This is a genomic window from Pseudomonas sp. FG13, from assembly GCF_057809755.1.
This window is the reverse complement of sequence record NZ_JBMDKO010000013.1, coordinates 36672-50945: the sequence shown is the minus strand read 5'-3', so window position 1 is coordinate 50945 and position 14274 is coordinate 36672. Positions and strand designations below refer to the sequence as shown.

The window sequence follows — 14274 nt, the reverse complement described above, 5'->3', positions numbered from 1 at the left end:
CTCGTCGTAACCTCAGGCCCATGCCCGCCATTGTCCAGCTGCTGACCGCCCTTATCCTCTCGTGCCTGAGCCTGACCGCCCAGGCCGAGAAGTTGCGCATTGTCACCGAGCCCTGGGCCCCTTATGTCTACGAAGAGAACGGCAAGATGCTTGGCCTGGACTACGAAACCACGGCCGTTGTGTTCAAGCGTCTGGGCATCGACGTGGAATGGCAGTTCCTGCCCTGGAAGCGTTGCCTGGCGATGCTGGAACAGGGATTGGCGGACGGTGCACTGGACATCTTCCACAGCGATGAGCGCGATGCGATGCTGCTTTACCCCAGCGAACCGCTGTCGGACGTGGAGTTCGTGATGTTCTACGCCAACGCCCGGCCCCACCCGTTTCGCACGCTCGATGATCTGGGCGGCCTGACCGTCGGCACCTCGCCCGGTTACCTGTACAGCCAGGCTTTCAGTGAGTCGACCCTGTTCAAACGTGAAGCGGCGCCCACCCACGAAGCCAATTTCGGCAAGTTGCAACTGGGTCGGATCGACCTGCTCATCACCGACCGCAGGGTCGGCCGGCATGTGCTCGAACAAATGCAATTGGGCGACCAGATCACCGAAAACTCGGTGGTGGTAAGTCGTCAAAGCCAATACCTGGCCGTGCGGCGCAATGCCGGGATGGATTTGCTGGTGCAGCGTTTCAGTGCCGAACTCAAGCGTTTCAAGCGAGAACCGGCCTATGCCGAGCTGAGCGCACGCTACGGCGCAGGTGCCATGACCAAGGCTCCTCGCCCAGCCAGGCCAGTGCAGAAATAAACCGTTGAGCAGCAGGAAAGCGGCGCACGGCGTTTGCTCTGTTATACTCGCGCCTTCCCGCCAGGCTCACGCCCGGACGCCCGGTCTTGCAAAAGGCATCCCGACACCGCTACAGCGCAGCTTCCAGCCAGCGCGAGCCTTGTCCGGAGCTGTCTTCCAGACCCGGCAGGACCGGACGGGATGACGTCTTCTTTTGAACGTCATTCGCGCCAGGCAAGACTATCCCATTGGGCCAGGCCCTCACTAAAACAGGATTACTCATGTCCTTTGCTTCCCTCGGTCTCTCCGAGGCTTTAGTCGGCGCCATCGAAGCCGCTGGCTACACCGAGCCTACCCCGGTGCAACAGCGGGCCATTCCCGCCGTGTTGCAAGGTCGCGACCTGATGGTCGCCGCGCAGACAGGTACTGGTAAAACCGGCGGTTTCGCCCTCCCGATCCTGGAGCGGCTGTTCCCTAACGGTCACCCGGACAAATCCCAGCGTCACGGCCCGCGCCAACCGCGCGTGCTGGTCCTGACCCCGACCCGGGAGCTGGCTGCCCAGGTGCACGAGAGCTTCAAGATCTACGCCCGTGACCTGAAATTCGTCAGTGCCTGCATTTTCGGCGGCGTTGGCATGAACCCCCAGGTCCAGGCCATGGCACGCGGCGTCGATGTGCTGGTGGCCTGCCCCGGCCGCCTGCTGGATCTGGCTGGCCAGGGCAGCGTCGACCTGTCCCACGTTGAAATCCTCGTGCTGGACGAAGCCGACCGGATGCTCGACATGGGCTTTGTCCATGACGTGAAGAAAGTCCTCGCCCGCCTGCCCGCCAAGCGGCAGAACCTGCTGTTCTCGGCAACGTTCTCCAAGGACATCACCGACCTGGCCGGCAAGCTGCTGCACAACCCGGAACGCATCGAAGTCACGCCACCGAACACCACGGTCGAGCGCATCGAACAGCGCGTATTCCGCCTGCCAGCCAGCCATAAACGCAGCCTGCTGGCACACCTGATCACCACCGGTGCCTGGGAACAGGTCCTGGTGTTCACCCGCACCAAGCACGGCGCCAACCGCCTGGCCGAGTACCTGGACAAGCATGGCCTGCCGGCCGTGGCGATCCACGGCAATAAAAGCCAGAACGCTCGCACCAAGGCCCTGGCCGACTTCAAGGCCGGCGAAGTCCGGATCCTGGTAGCCACCGACATCGCCGCCCGCGGCCTGGACATCGACCAGTTGCCCCACGTGGTCAACTTCGAACTGCCGAACGTCGATGAAGACTACGTGCACCGTATCGGTCGTACCGGCCGGGCCGGTCGTTCGGGCGAAGCGATCTCGCTGGTCGCACCGGATGAAGAAAAGCTGCTCAAGAGCATTGAGCGCATGACCCGGCAGAAGATTCCCGATGGCGACCTGATGGGCTTCGATGCCAGCACCATCGAGGCCGAGAAGCCTGAAGTGCGTGAGCGTCCGGACGTGCGCAACCCGCGCAATCCACGCGGCCCACGGGGCGACGGTCCGAATGGCGGCGGTGGCGGTCGCAAGGACAAGGGCAAGGACAAAGGCAAGGAAAAGCCGGCCGGCAGCAGTCGTGGCGAACGCCCGGCGCGCGAGCAGAAGCCTCGCGAAGGCACGCCAGCCCGTGAGCAACAGCGCCCAGCCCCTCGTGCCGCCGCTGATCGCGCCCCGGACGAGTTCCTGGATGACGATATCGACAACTTCGGTAACCGCGTCGACTACGTGCCGCAGCAGAAACCGGCCCAGGGTCGTGGTCGCCGTCCGGGTGCCCCGGCCCAGGGTGCTGGCGCAGGCGCGCCACGCAGCGGTCAGTCGCAGGGGCGCCAGAACGGTCCGCGCAACAGCAACGGCTCGACCACCGGCACCCCGCCCGCCAAGCGCAACGGCCCACGCAATGGCGGCCCTCGCGATGGCCAGGCGCGTCGCGAAGACTCCCGCCCTCGCCGCCCGGCCCGCGATGACCAGGCGAGCCAGGAACCTGCAGTGCAGAACCCTCGTGGCAACCAGCCGAAAATCATGCACAAGGAATCGAAGCTCGATCGTTTCCCGACGCCTGAACAGCTGGACCAACTGCCAAGCCGCCCACGGGGTGAAAAACCTGCATTGCTGACTCGCAATCGCTGAGTTCTTCCAAACCGTAAAATGCCCCTGATCTCACGATCAGGGGCATTTTTTTTCGGTCGCCACAAAATCCCTTGTGGGAGCGAGCCTGCTCGCGATAGCAATCCAACTTTGACGACTATGTTGACTAACGCACCGCTATCGCGAGCAGGCTCGCTCCCACAGGAAAGCTCGGTGGAAGGAATCCGGGGCAATAAAAAACGCCCCCGATCGCAGGATCGGGGGCGTTTTTTTAGGCGCGAATATTACTTCGCCTTGACGCCTTCAAACGAAACGTACAGCTCGACCACGTCGGACGATGGGCCCAGGTCTTTTTGCTTGCCGAAGTCGGAACGCTTGATGCTGGTGGTGCCTTCGAAACCGGCACGGTAGCCGCCCCATGGATCCTTGCCTTCGCCCAGGAAGGTAGCCTTGACCACCACTGGCTTGGTCACGCCCAGCAAGGTCAGGTCGCCGGTAACATCGGCAGTTTCCTTGCCATCGGCGTTCTTGCCTGTGGATTTGACGCTGGTGGAAACGAAGGTAGCCTTGGCAAACTTGCCCGCGTTCAGGAAGTCAGGGCTGGCGATGTGCTTGTCACGTTCGGCGTGGTTGGTAAATACGCTGGCGGTGTTGACGTTGAACTCAACCTTGCTGGCTTCAGGCTTGGCGGCATCGAAGCTGAACTTGCCGTCGATATCCTTGAAAGTACCGGTGATGTAGCTATAGCCCAGGTGGCTGATCTTGAAGTCGACGAAGGCATGCTGGCCTTCCTTGTCGACCACATAGTCGGCAGCCATGGCCTGGCCGGCCGACAACAGTGCAGAACCGATTGCCAGGGCGGCGAGCGTCTTTTTCAACATGCTTTCTATTCCTTTGGAGTCGAGGTTGAACATCAGGCTTGGCGCCCCAGCATTCGCTTGAGGGTCGCGTCACGGTCGATAAAGTGGTGTTTCAGTGCTGCCAGTGCATGAAGGCCGGAAAAAACGACCAGCGCCCATGCCAGGTACAGGTGGATCTGGCCGGCGACGTCTGCCTGGTCTGGCAATCCGGACACCAGCGCGGGTACTTCAAACAAGCCGAACACCGGGATCCCGACACCGTCTGCGGTGGAAATCAGGTAACCGGCAACCATCACGGCAAACAACCCGAGATACAGGGCACTATGACCGAGCTTCGCACCGATACGGGTCATGCGCCCATAGGTGCCCAGGGTCGGTGGCGGTGGGCTGACAAAACGCCAGATCACCCGCAGCAGCATCACCGCCAGCAACACCAGGCCAATGCTCTTGTGCAGGTCCGGCGCGTCTTTGCGCCAGGTGCTGTAGTAATCCAGTCCGACCATCCACAGCCCCAGCGCGAACAACCCGTACACCACCAGCGCGACGCCCCAGTGCATGACGATGCTGAACCAGCCGTAGCGAGAAGAAGAGTTGCGTAGCTGCATTGCTCATATCCTGTAAAAACTGCGACCAAGACTAGCGAGTTACCTATCGATTTAAAGCGGAAATTTTCGCTTTGAAATATCGAGAAATACGATCATCAGTCTGGGTGGGGTGGGTTAAGGAAAGATTAAAGCGAATGGATGGTGTCACGGCGGATAAGACAGGTCTTTCGGTAGCCATCGCGGGCAGGCCCCGCTCTGCCGTGGGCCGTGCCGCCCGGGCTCCCGATCCGCTCAGAACATCAATTGACCGAGCATTCAGGCTTATAGGGGTCTATCTCGCATCTATAGGCTAATTGAGGGTCCCGCTTTGGAATCATTTTTGCCTTTGTAATGAACTCATCAGATACGCAACCAGCAAGAGCCGCCAGGATTATTACGATTGTTGTTACTTTCATGTTCAGTGCTCCGGTTTTCTACGCAGCCTAAAACCTGCGATCCGGGCCAACCCATCATTCCGTTCCGATTCCCCTGTGGGAAGTATCTGATATACCCAATGCCTGAACATCGAGCTTGATAGCAGGCAAAAAAAAGCGCGACCCTTGGGCCGCGCTTTTTTTACGCTTGGACGTTACTGAGCCGGGGTCTCAGTGGTTGTCGCCGGTTTGGCCGCTGGCTTCTTCGCCGGTTCAGCCTTTTTCGCTGGCGCCTTGGCCGGGGCTTTTTTTGCCGCGGGTTTGGCTGCCGGCTTCTTCGCCGTGGCTTTGGTCGTGGCCTTTTTGGTCGGCTCGGCTTTTACCGGCGCGGCAGGCTTCGGCGCTTCCACAGGCGCTGGGGCCGGGGTTGGCGCTGGAGCAGGGGCCGGGGTCGACGGAGCGACCGGCTCGGGTGCCTTGGCCGGCTCTGGCTTCTTCTCGTCATCCGAACCACCGAACAGGTTGGTGAAGAAGTTGCCTTTCTTCGCCGCCACCGCACCTGCAGCCGCCGCTGTCGCGGCCGGTGCGACCTTGGCCGGCTCGAACGACTTGCCCGCCGCCAGGTCTTGCACTTGGCTGGCTGCGCGCTGTCCGCTGCGCAACGCGCCTTCCAGGGTGCCCGGGTACAAGGCGTCCGTGTGTTCGCCGGCAAAGGCTACGCGCTGCAATGGTTTTTCCCACAGACGCCAGTACTTGCTGATCTGGCCCGGACCAAAGGCCAGGTACGAACCGCCCGTGGACGGGTCGATGCTGTAGCGGCGGATTTCGTAACCGGTGAAAGCCCCACGAGCCTGTGGATAGAACGTGTGCAGGCGGATCAGTACCTGGTCGACCATCTGCTTGTCGCCAAAAGCCTGCATCACCCGGGCACTGTCGCCCGAGAGGTTGATGATCACATTGGCACCGCCCTTCACGGCCGGTTCGATCCACATCATGCCCAGGCCGGTATTGCTGAAGATTTCACCCGACATGCGCGCCTTGCTGTCCCAGACCGGGGTCTTGAACTTGAGCATGATCTGGTCGCGCCAGCCGTAGTTGGTGCTCTTGATCGCGCCAAGGTGCTGGGCGTCCAGGGCCGGGGTCAGTTGGATCTTGTTCAGGGCGCGCAGCGGTACGGCCAACACCACGTAATCGGCCTGGTAGCCGACGCTGCCGACCTTGACGGTCACACCGTCCTTGTCCTGGGAAATGGCTGACACCGGAGAATCGGTCTTGATGGTTTTCAGCTGCTTGAGGAAAGCCTGGGCAAGCACCTGGCTGCCGCCGAGCAAACGCGAAGCCCGCAGGTCGCGGTCGGATACGCCGCGATTGACGCGGTTCTGCTGTGCGAAATACAGCAGCGACAGGCGCGACGGTTCGTCGTAACGGGTACGGATCTCCTGATTCACCAGCTGACGTGCAGTGGCCGGCAGTTGCAAGCGATCGAGCCAGGCAGACACCGTCATCTGGTCCAGGGCGTGCAACGTGCTGGTAGCCGTCGGGTTCAGCGGGTCTTCGATGGAGCGCGCCAGCTCGTCCAGGGTGGTTTCGTAGCGCTTGATGGCTTCGGCGGTGGCTGGCTGCTTCGCGGCCAGGTCAGCGGCGGTGAAGTAAGTGCCGTCGATCAGATAGCTGGGGGTGCGCACGAACTCGGGGGCCGGGGTGGTGCCCAGCTTGAACGTCGAGACATATTTGTTGAGCACCGGCTGTGTCTTTTCGTTGCCGATCCACTCACTGGTGGCCATGCCCGAACGACCGCCCACGCTGGGTTTGGCTTCCAGCAGGGTCACCACCCAGCCTTTGTTCTGCAACTCATAGGCCGCTGTGAGCCCTGCCAGGCCGCCACCGATGACGATGGCCGTCGGTTGCTTGTCCTTCGCCAGCGCCGTAACGCTGAACAGCCCTATCATTACCAACGCACACGCGCGCAGCCAACCAGCAGACATTCAGCGAACTCCGGAATAAAACAGGGAAATTTCAGGTTTCGAGCCAGTCGGCTCAGAGAACGGCGAAGAATACGCCAGCCATCAAAACGCCGCCAGCGACGTCTATCGCCTCGCTCAAAGCAGCAGGAACGACACAATGGGTTGTTCGCAGGGCCGTCATTGCATAGGCTTGCCCGATTGTTTGGCCCGCGCCCGCCGCGAGCCGCCTCGAGGAGACTGTAAATGGGCCTGAATAACCAGTGGATGCAACGCGACCTCGCGGTGCTGTGGCATCCCTGCACCCAGATGAAAGACCACGAACAACTGCCGCTGATCCCCATCAAGCGCGGTGAGGGCGTGTGGCTGGAGGACTTCGAAGGCAAGCGCTACCTCGACGCCGTCAGCTCCTGGTGGGTCAATGTATTCGGCCATGCCAACCCGCGCATCAACCAGCGGATCAAGGACCAGGTCGACCAGTTGGAGCATGTGATCCTCGCCGGTTTCAGTCACCAACCGGTGATCGAGCTGTCCGAGCGCCTGGTGAAGATGACGCCTGAAGGTCTGACACGGTGTTTCTACGCCGATAACGGCTCGTCCTGCATCGAAGTGGCGATGAAGATGAGCTTCCATTACTGGGTCAATCGCGGCCGTTCCGACAAGAAGCGCTTCGTCACCCTGAGCAACAGTTACCACGGCGAAACGATTGCGGCGATGTCGGTGGGCGACGTACCGCTGTTTACCGAGACCTACAAGGCGTTGCTGCTGGACACCCTCAAGGTACCGAGCCCCGACTGCTACCATCGCCCCGAGGGCGTGAGCTGGGAAGAGCATTCACGCACGATGTTCGCCGCCATGGAACAGACCCTCGCCGAACACCACGACACCGTGGCTGCGGTGATCGTCGAGCCGCTGATCCAGGGCGCCGGCGGCATGCGCATGTATCACCCGGTGTACCTGAAGCTGCTGCGCGAAGCCTGCGACCGCTATGGCGTGCACCTGATCCATGACGAAATCGCCGTGGGCTTCGGCCGTACGGGAACGATGTTCGCCTGCGAGCAGGCCGGTATCACGCCGGACTTCCTTTGCCTGTCCAAGGCCCTGACCGGTGGTTACCTACCGCTGGCGGCGTGCCTGACCACCGACGACGTCTACAGCGCGTTCTACGACGATTACCCCACCCTGCGCGCCTTCCTGCATTCCCACAGTTATACCGGTAACCCGCTGGCCTGCGCGGCCGCCTTGGCGACGCTGGATATCTTCGAAGAAGACCACGTCATCGACAACAACAAGGCCCTGGCCCAGCGCATGGCGAGCGCCACCGCGCACCTGGCCGATCACCCGAACGTGGCCGAAGTGCGCCAGACCGGCATGGTGCTGGCCATCGAGATGGTCAAGGACAAGGCGAGCAAGACCGCCTACCCCTGGCAGGAGCGGCGCGGCCTGAGCGTGTTCCAGCATGCCCTGGAGCGCGGTGCGTTGCTGCGGCCACTGGGCAGTGTGGTGTATTTCCTGCCGCCGTACGTCATCACCCCCGAGCAGATTGACTTCCTGGCACAAGTGGCCAGCGAAGGCATCGACATCGCCACCCGGGATACGGTCAGTGTGGCGGTGCCGAAGGACTTCCACCCGGGTTATCGCGATCCGGGCTGAGCCTGGGCCACCGCCATCGCGGGCAAGCCTTGCTCCCACAGAGAAATGCGAACCCACTGTGGGAGCAAGGCTTGCCCGCGATGAGGCCGGGCGCTTCAACCACGATCATTTTTTTTCTTGCAGAGACTCCACATGAGACTGTCCCGCTTCTTCATCGACACCCCCCTGAGCCTCGGCGATCACGAGTTGCCCGAAGCCCAGGCCCATTACATCGGCCGTGTGCTGCGCATGGCCGAAGGTGATGCGGTGCAGGTGTTCGACGGTTCGGGCCAGGAGTTTCGCGGTAGCCTGGCTGAAGTCGGCAAGAAGCGCGTGCGGGTGCAACTGGACGAACAGTTCGCCGGGCAGCCTGAATCGCCGTTGCGTATCCACCTTGGCCAGGGCCTGTCCCGGGGCGAACGCATGGACTGGGCGATTCAGAAAGCCACCGAGCTGGGAGTCAGCGAGATCACACCAATTTTCAGCGAACGCTGCGAAGTGCGCCTCAAGGACGAGCGCGCCGACAAACGCCTGCTGCACTGGCGCCAGGTGGCGATCAGCGCCTGTGAGCAATGCGGACGCTCGACCGTACCGGTGATCAATCCGCCGTTGCTGCTGGCCGACTGGCTGAAGCAGGCCGACGCAGAGCTGAAGCTGGTGCTGCACCCGGTGGCCGAACCGCTGGTCAGCCACGCCAGACCCTCGACGCTGGCGTTCCTGATCGGCCCCGAGGGCGGTTTGTCCGAGGCCGAAGTCGAACTGGCCCAGAGCGCCGGTTACCACGCCGCCCGCCTCGGTCCCCGTGTGCTGCGTACCGAAACCGCGCCGGTGGTGGCGCTGGCAGTGGCGCAGCAGTTGTGGGGGGATTTCTAGACCCGTCGAAGTTTCACTTGTGGGAGCGAGCCTGCTCGCGATAGCGGTGTATCAGTCAATCACCTCCTGATTGACACGCCGCCTTCGCGAGCGGGCTCGCTCCCACAATGGTTATTGGCATTGCCGATTATTGCACCGGATCACTCACCGGCCTGGCGATAATCGCCTTCAGCTCGCTGGTCATCGGGAACTCCAGGTTCAGGCCCTTGGGGGGAATCGGTTTCTGGAACCAGCGGTCGTAGATAGCGTTGATCTCACCGGACTTGTACAGGTCCCCCAGGGTCGCATTGACCAGTGCCAGGAATTGCGGATCATCCTTGCGCACCATGCAACTGTAGATTTCCCGCGACTGTTCTTGGCCCACCACGACCCAGTTGTGTGGATCGCGTGCCTTGGCTCGTTCGCCATAGAGCAGCGCATCGTCCATGTAAAAAGCCGCCGCTCGGCCGGTCTCGAGCATCTGGAACGCCTCGCCATGGTCTTTCGCACTGATGATGAACATGTCGGCCTGGTTGTCCTGGTTGTAGCTTTTCAGGAAACGCTCGTTGGTGGTGCCTGCGGTGGTCACCACGTTCTTGCCGCGCAGGTCGGCAAAGCTGTGGATGCCGCTGTCCCTGGCCGTCAGCAACTGGCCCTTCACGTAGATGAAACCGTAGGAAAACGCCACTTGCTTCTGCCGCTCGGCCGTCACCCCGGTGGAGCCACATTCCAAGTCGACGGTGCCGTTCTGCACCAACGGGATGCGGGTCTGGGAGGTGACCAGGTTGTACTTCACCTCCAGTTGCGGCAGCGCCAGTTGGGCCTTGATCCGCTCGACGATTTTGTTTGCCAGGTCCACCGAGTAGCCCATCGGTTTGCCGCTGCTGTCGCCTATGTAGGAAAACGGCACCGAAGCGTCGCGATACCCCAGGGTGATGCCATGGGTGCTGGCGATTTTCTCCAGCGTGCCGCTCGGAGGTGCTTGTGTAGCGTGGGCATGGGCGCTCAACAACAGGCTCAGGGTGCAGCCGATCAACGTGATTTTTTGCATTGTTATTCTCCGTTGCGGGGTGGGTCAGGCGGCGCGGGGCGTGAGGCCCTGCAAATCTATGGACGGTGTGCGCTGGCGGATCAGTTCGCTGAGCAGGCGAGCGCTGCCACAAGCCAGGGTGAAACCCAGCGCCCCATGGCCGAGGTTGAGCCACAGGTTGCGATAGCCGGTGGCGCCGATCAGTGGCACACCGCTGGGAGTGGCCGGGCGCATGCCGGCCCATGCGATGGCGTGCTCGTAATCCCCGGCCAGGGGAAAGGTTTCCTGGGCCTGGCGCTTGATCAGGGCCAGGCGTCGCGGATCCGGCGTCGGGTCGAAGCCGACGATATCCACCATCGCCGCCACCCGCAAATACTCGCCGATTCGCGCATAGACAATCTTGCGGTCATAGTCAGTGATGCTGAGGTCCGGGGCCCGATGCGCTGCGCCAATCGGCACGGTCAGGCTGTAACCCTTGAGCGGGTACAGCGGCATTCGCACTCCCGGTAACGCCAGAGTCGCGCTGCGGTGACCGGCGGCAATCACGAGGCTGTCCACCGGCAAGCGCTGTCCATTCAATTCGATGGCGTGCACCTGTCCATCGGCGTGGCAAATGCCGGTCACCGTCTGCCCCAACAAGAATTCACAGCGCCCCGACGCCTGCAGGCGTGCGGCCAGTTGCTGGCAAAAAGCGTGGCAATCGGCGACCTCCTCGTCCGGCGTGTAGATCCCGCCCACCAACGGCACGCCCGCCAGCGCGGGCTCCAGGCTCGCGCACTCGGCGGGCCCGAGCACCTGCTGGTGCATGTTGTCCGCCAGTCGCCGCCGGGCATGGTGGAAATGGGCTGCGTCACGAAACGTCACCAGCTTGCCATTGCGCCGCCAGTCGAAGCCATCGAGGCGATCGTCTTCGCGCCAGCCCTGCATGGTGGCCTGGCTCAGCAGTGCCAGGCGTAACAGGTGGGCGCTGTTGCGTCGGTTGATCGACGTCCGGCACGCCGCGATGAACGCAGCCATCCAGCGCCACTGGGCAGGATCCAGGCGGGGCCGCAACCTGAGTGGCGAATCCCCGCGCAACATCCAGCCGAGCGCCTGCCAGGGCACCCCAGCATCCGCCAGGGGGGCAACGTAGCGATAGGACAATTGGCCACCGTTGGCAAAGCTCGTCTCGCTGCCCAGCGCATCCCTGGCTTCCACCAGCGTCACGTCGACGCCGTCGCGAACCAGTGCATAAGCCGTCGCCAGCCCGACCACGCCACCGCCGATGATGCACACCCGTTGTCCCATGTCCGCCTCACATCCGTTTCCGATCAGTCGAGATTAGGGGCAGGTGACAGCCTCGGAACAATGAATAAAGATGGAGCACCTATAAACAAAGGTTATGGGCCCGCCATGCGCCTTCGTCATATCGAAATTTTCCAGGCCATACGCCAGGCCGGCTCCATCAGCGGCGCCGCGCAGTTGCTGCACGTTTCCCAACCGGCGGTGACCAAAGTGCTGCAGCACGCCGAGCAACAGCTGGGATTTGCCCTGTTCCTGCGGGTGCGCGGCAAGTTGCAGGCGACCCCCGAAGCCCTGGAGCTGGAGCGCGAAGTCGACAAGGTCAGCGAAAGCCTGCAAGGCGTGCGGCGACTGGCCCAAAGCCTGCGCCGCGAGCCCGGTCACAACCTGCGCATCGGCGCGACCCCGGCCCTGGCCCTGTCGCTGCTGCCGGCGGCCATTCATCAATGGACCCGGCACTACCCGGACATTATCTGTGAACTCTCCAGCGCCCACAGCCGTGAACTGGTGCAGAACCTGTTGATGCGCGAGATCGACGTCGCCCTGACCTTGCAGCCACCTGATCATCCGGGGCTCAAGGCCCAGCCCCTGGCCAGCGGGGTGCTGGTGGCGCTGGCGCCAAAGGGGCACTGGAGCGACGCGGCGGTGGGTAAACCGATGTCGTTGCAGGAACTGGCCGGCGCGCCCCTGATTGGCCTTTCCAGCGCCGATCCGCTCTCGGCCCGACTGGACGGCTATCTGGAAGCGGTGGACCCTGCGCCACGCATCAGCATCGCCGTGCAGACCTATTCGCTGGCCCGGGCCATGGTGGAATCAGGCGCCGGCATGGCGGTGATCGACCCGTTCACGGCCCTTGGCGCCTCGAAGACCTGCACGGCGATCCGACCGTTGTCGCCACCGCTGCCCATCTCGCTCTACGCCGTGACCCGGGCCAATGAAGCGCCGGCACATACCCTGGGCGCCCTGCTGGAGATTTTCGCCAGTCAGGCCCAGGAGCAACTGGATCGGTTGTTCACAGCTGCCCACTAAAGGACGTAGAACAGAATCGCCACGAAGTGCAGCAGGCTGCCGGCGATCACAAACAGATGCCAGATGCCATGGGCATGACGCAATCGCTTATCGAGGGCGAAGAAAATGATGCCCACGGTGTACAACACCCCACCCGAGGCCAGCCAGGCGAAACCGGCGCTGCCCAGGGCCGCCAACAGCGGCTTGACCGCCACCAGCACGATCCAGCCCATCACGGCGTAGATCACGATCGACAGGATCCGCGCCTCGGAACGCGGCTTGATCTCTTGCAGGATGCCGATCAATGCCAGCCCCCAGACGATCCCGAACAACGTCCAGCCCCACGGCCCGCGCAGGGTCACCAGGCAGAACGGTGTGTAACTGCCGGCGATCAGCAGGTAGATCGAAAAATGATCGACCTTCTGCATGATCGCTTTCTTGCGCCCGCGCACGCTGTGGTAGACCGTCGAGGCGCTGTACAGCACCAGCAGGGTAAACCCGTAGATCGCCACGCTGACGATCTTCCATGGATCGCCGGTCAGCCCGGCAAGCACCACCAGCCACACCCCGCCGATAAACGCCGCAATCGCTCCAACCAGGTGGGTCCAGGCGTTCAGTCGCTCCCCGTGATACATCGATTCCTACCCCTCCATGATGAAACACGCGCCAAGGCTCAGGCCTGGGGCGCAAAAGTGCAATGGTTTGCTGTGAGTTGCGATCATCTGTAAATCTCCTCGCTCCCAGGTTCATTGGGGCACAATCGGATGACACGAATAAGAGTCCGCCCCATGCTGATCGACGAAGAATTGACCCTGAAGAAACTCGAGGTGTTCCTGGCCTTCATGCGCACCGGCAACCTGGCGCGGGCGGCGGCGGAGTTGCAGACCAGCAATGTCAGCGTGCACCGGGCCATTCATTCGCTGGAAAGCGCCCTGCGCTGCCCGCTGTTCAAGCATGAAGGCCGCAACCTCACACCGCTGGAAAGCGCCTATGTGCTGGAGGAGCGGGCGCAGAAGCTGATCCAGGATGTGGTCGAAAGCGTACGCCTGACCCGCGAAGCCGCCGGGTTCTCCGCCGAGCGCTTCAAGCTGGGGTCGCTGTACTCGCTGACGGTCAAGACCGTGCCGCAGTTGATCATGGGCCTGAAGATCCGTCGCAGTGAACTCAACATCGATCTGATCATGGGCTCGAACATCGACCTGCTGTACAAGCTCAAGAACATGGAAGTCGATGCCATCCTGGTGTCCCTGGACGACAGCGTCAACGACCCGGATTGCGAACACATCGCCCTGTTTTCCGACGACATATTCCTCGCCACGCCGGCCGACTCACCGTTTGCCCAACGCAGCGAAGTCGACCTGGCCGAAGTCCGTGACGAGACGTTCATCACCCTGACCCAGGGCTTCGCCACCCATCAGGACGGGGTACGGGTATTCAGGCAGGCGGGGTTCGAGCCGAAGGTGGCGATGCAGGTCAACGACATCTTCACCCTGCTGAGCATGGTCAGCTCAGGGGTGGGTTATGCCTTGCTGCCGGGCAGGATTGCGGCCGTGTACGAGAACCGGGTGAAACTGATCCCATTGCAGGAGAAGTACCGCTTGCAGCAACACATTGGCGTGGTCTTCCTCAAGGCCAAGGAGCGCGATCCGAACCTGCTGGCGTTGCTTGCCGAATGCCGGATGTATGCCAATCGCCAAGCCATCCCATGATCGTCCCCACGCTCTGCGTGGGGATGCTGCCCGGGACGCTCCGCGTCCCAAAAGCGTGACGCGGAGCGTCAAAAGAGGCATTCCCACGCAGAGCGTGGGAACGATCAA

At 62.2% G+C, this 14274-nt stretch carries 12 protein-coding genes; 6 read left to right on the top strand and 6 right to left on the bottom strand.

What is annotated here, in order from left to right:
- The first annotated feature begins 20 nt into the window (after nucleotides 1–20).
- Nucleotides 21–800 (top strand): substrate-binding periplasmic protein, encoded by a 780-nt coding sequence (locus ACODTO_RS13335; protein ID WP_175384788.1) that lies wholly within the window; start codon nucleotides 21–23, stop codon nucleotides 798–800.
- Nucleotides 801–1060: 260 nt separating this feature from the next.
- Nucleotides 1061–2917 (top strand): RNA helicase RhlE2, encoded by a 1857-nt coding sequence (gene rhlE2, locus ACODTO_RS13330; RefSeq protein ID WP_139640817.1) that lies wholly within the window; start codon nucleotides 1061–1063, stop codon nucleotides 2915–2917.
- A 242-nt stretch (nucleotides 2918–3159) separates the two neighbouring features.
- On the opposite strand, the gene ACODTO_RS13325 is transcribed toward rhlE2, so the two are convergent.
- The 3 genes from ACODTO_RS13325 to ACODTO_RS13315 form a co-directional block, all read right to left on the bottom strand.
- Nucleotides 3160–3756: a YceI family protein gene (locus tag ACODTO_RS13325; protein WP_139640819.1), complete on the bottom strand. Its 597-nt coding sequence runs from the start codon at nucleotides 3754–3756 to the stop codon at nucleotides 3160–3162.
- 32 nt (nucleotides 3757–3788) lie between these two features.
- A complete protein-coding gene (locus ACODTO_RS13320) occupies nucleotides 3789–4340 on the bottom strand; it encodes a cytochrome b (protein WP_489106567.1) in 552 nt (183 codons plus the stop codon).
- Nucleotides 4341–4908: 568 nt separating this feature from the next.
- Nucleotides 4909–6678: a flavin monoamine oxidase family protein gene (locus ACODTO_RS13315; RefSeq protein WP_489106566.1), complete on the bottom strand. Its 1770-nt coding sequence runs from the start codon at nucleotides 6676–6678 to the stop codon at nucleotides 4909–4911.
- A 222-nt stretch (nucleotides 6679–6900) separates the two neighbouring features.
- On the opposite strand from ACODTO_RS13315, the gene ACODTO_RS13310 reads away from it, so the two are divergent.
- Complete coding sequence (locus tag ACODTO_RS13310; protein WP_139640825.1) at nucleotides 6901–8307, top strand: adenosylmethionine--8-amino-7-oxononanoate transaminase; 1407 nt, start codon at nucleotides 6901–6903, stop codon at nucleotides 8305–8307.
- Between the two features lie 132 nt (nucleotides 8308–8439).
- Nucleotides 8440–9159 (top strand): 16S rRNA (uracil(1498)-N(3))-methyltransferase, encoded by a 720-nt coding sequence (locus ACODTO_RS13305; protein WP_175384736.1) that lies wholly within the window; start codon nucleotides 8440–8442, stop codon nucleotides 9157–9159.
- A gap of 127 nt (nucleotides 9160–9286) precedes the next feature.
- On the opposite strand, the gene ACODTO_RS13300 is transcribed toward ACODTO_RS13305, so the two are convergent.
- Complete coding sequence (locus tag ACODTO_RS13300) at nucleotides 9287–10189, bottom strand: transporter substrate-binding domain-containing protein (RefSeq protein ID WP_175384735.1); 903 nt, start codon at nucleotides 10187–10189, stop codon at nucleotides 9287–9289.
- A gap of 24 nt (nucleotides 10190–10213) precedes the next feature.
- On the bottom strand, nucleotides 10214–11455 hold the full coding sequence (locus ACODTO_RS13295; protein WP_489106565.1) for a D-amino acid dehydrogenase: 1242 nt from the start codon (nucleotides 11453–11455) through the stop codon (nucleotides 10214–10216).
- A gap of 105 nt (nucleotides 11456–11560) precedes the next feature.
- Between ACODTO_RS13295 and ACODTO_RS13290 the strand changes: the two genes are divergently transcribed.
- Nucleotides 11561–12478: a LysR family transcriptional regulator gene (locus tag ACODTO_RS13290; protein ID WP_175362338.1), complete on the top strand. Its 918-nt coding sequence runs from the start codon at nucleotides 11561–11563 to the stop codon at nucleotides 12476–12478.
- Here ACODTO_RS13290 and trhA read toward each other — a convergent pair.
- Complete coding sequence (gene trhA, locus ACODTO_RS13285) at nucleotides 12475–13092, bottom strand: PAQR family membrane homeostasis protein TrhA (protein ID WP_139640835.1); 618 nt, start codon at nucleotides 13090–13092, stop codon at nucleotides 12475–12477. The genes ACODTO_RS13290 and trhA overlap by 4 nt on opposite strands.
- Before the next feature lie 153 nt (nucleotides 13093–13245).
- On the opposite strand from trhA, the gene ACODTO_RS13280 reads away from it, so the two are divergent.
- Nucleotides 13246–14166 carry a LysR family transcriptional regulator gene (locus ACODTO_RS13280; protein WP_139640836.1) on the top strand — a complete coding sequence of 307 codons (921 nt, stop codon included), beginning with the start codon at nucleotides 13246–13248 and terminating at the stop codon, nucleotides 14164–14166.
- Nucleotides 14167–14274 lie beyond the last annotated feature (108 nt).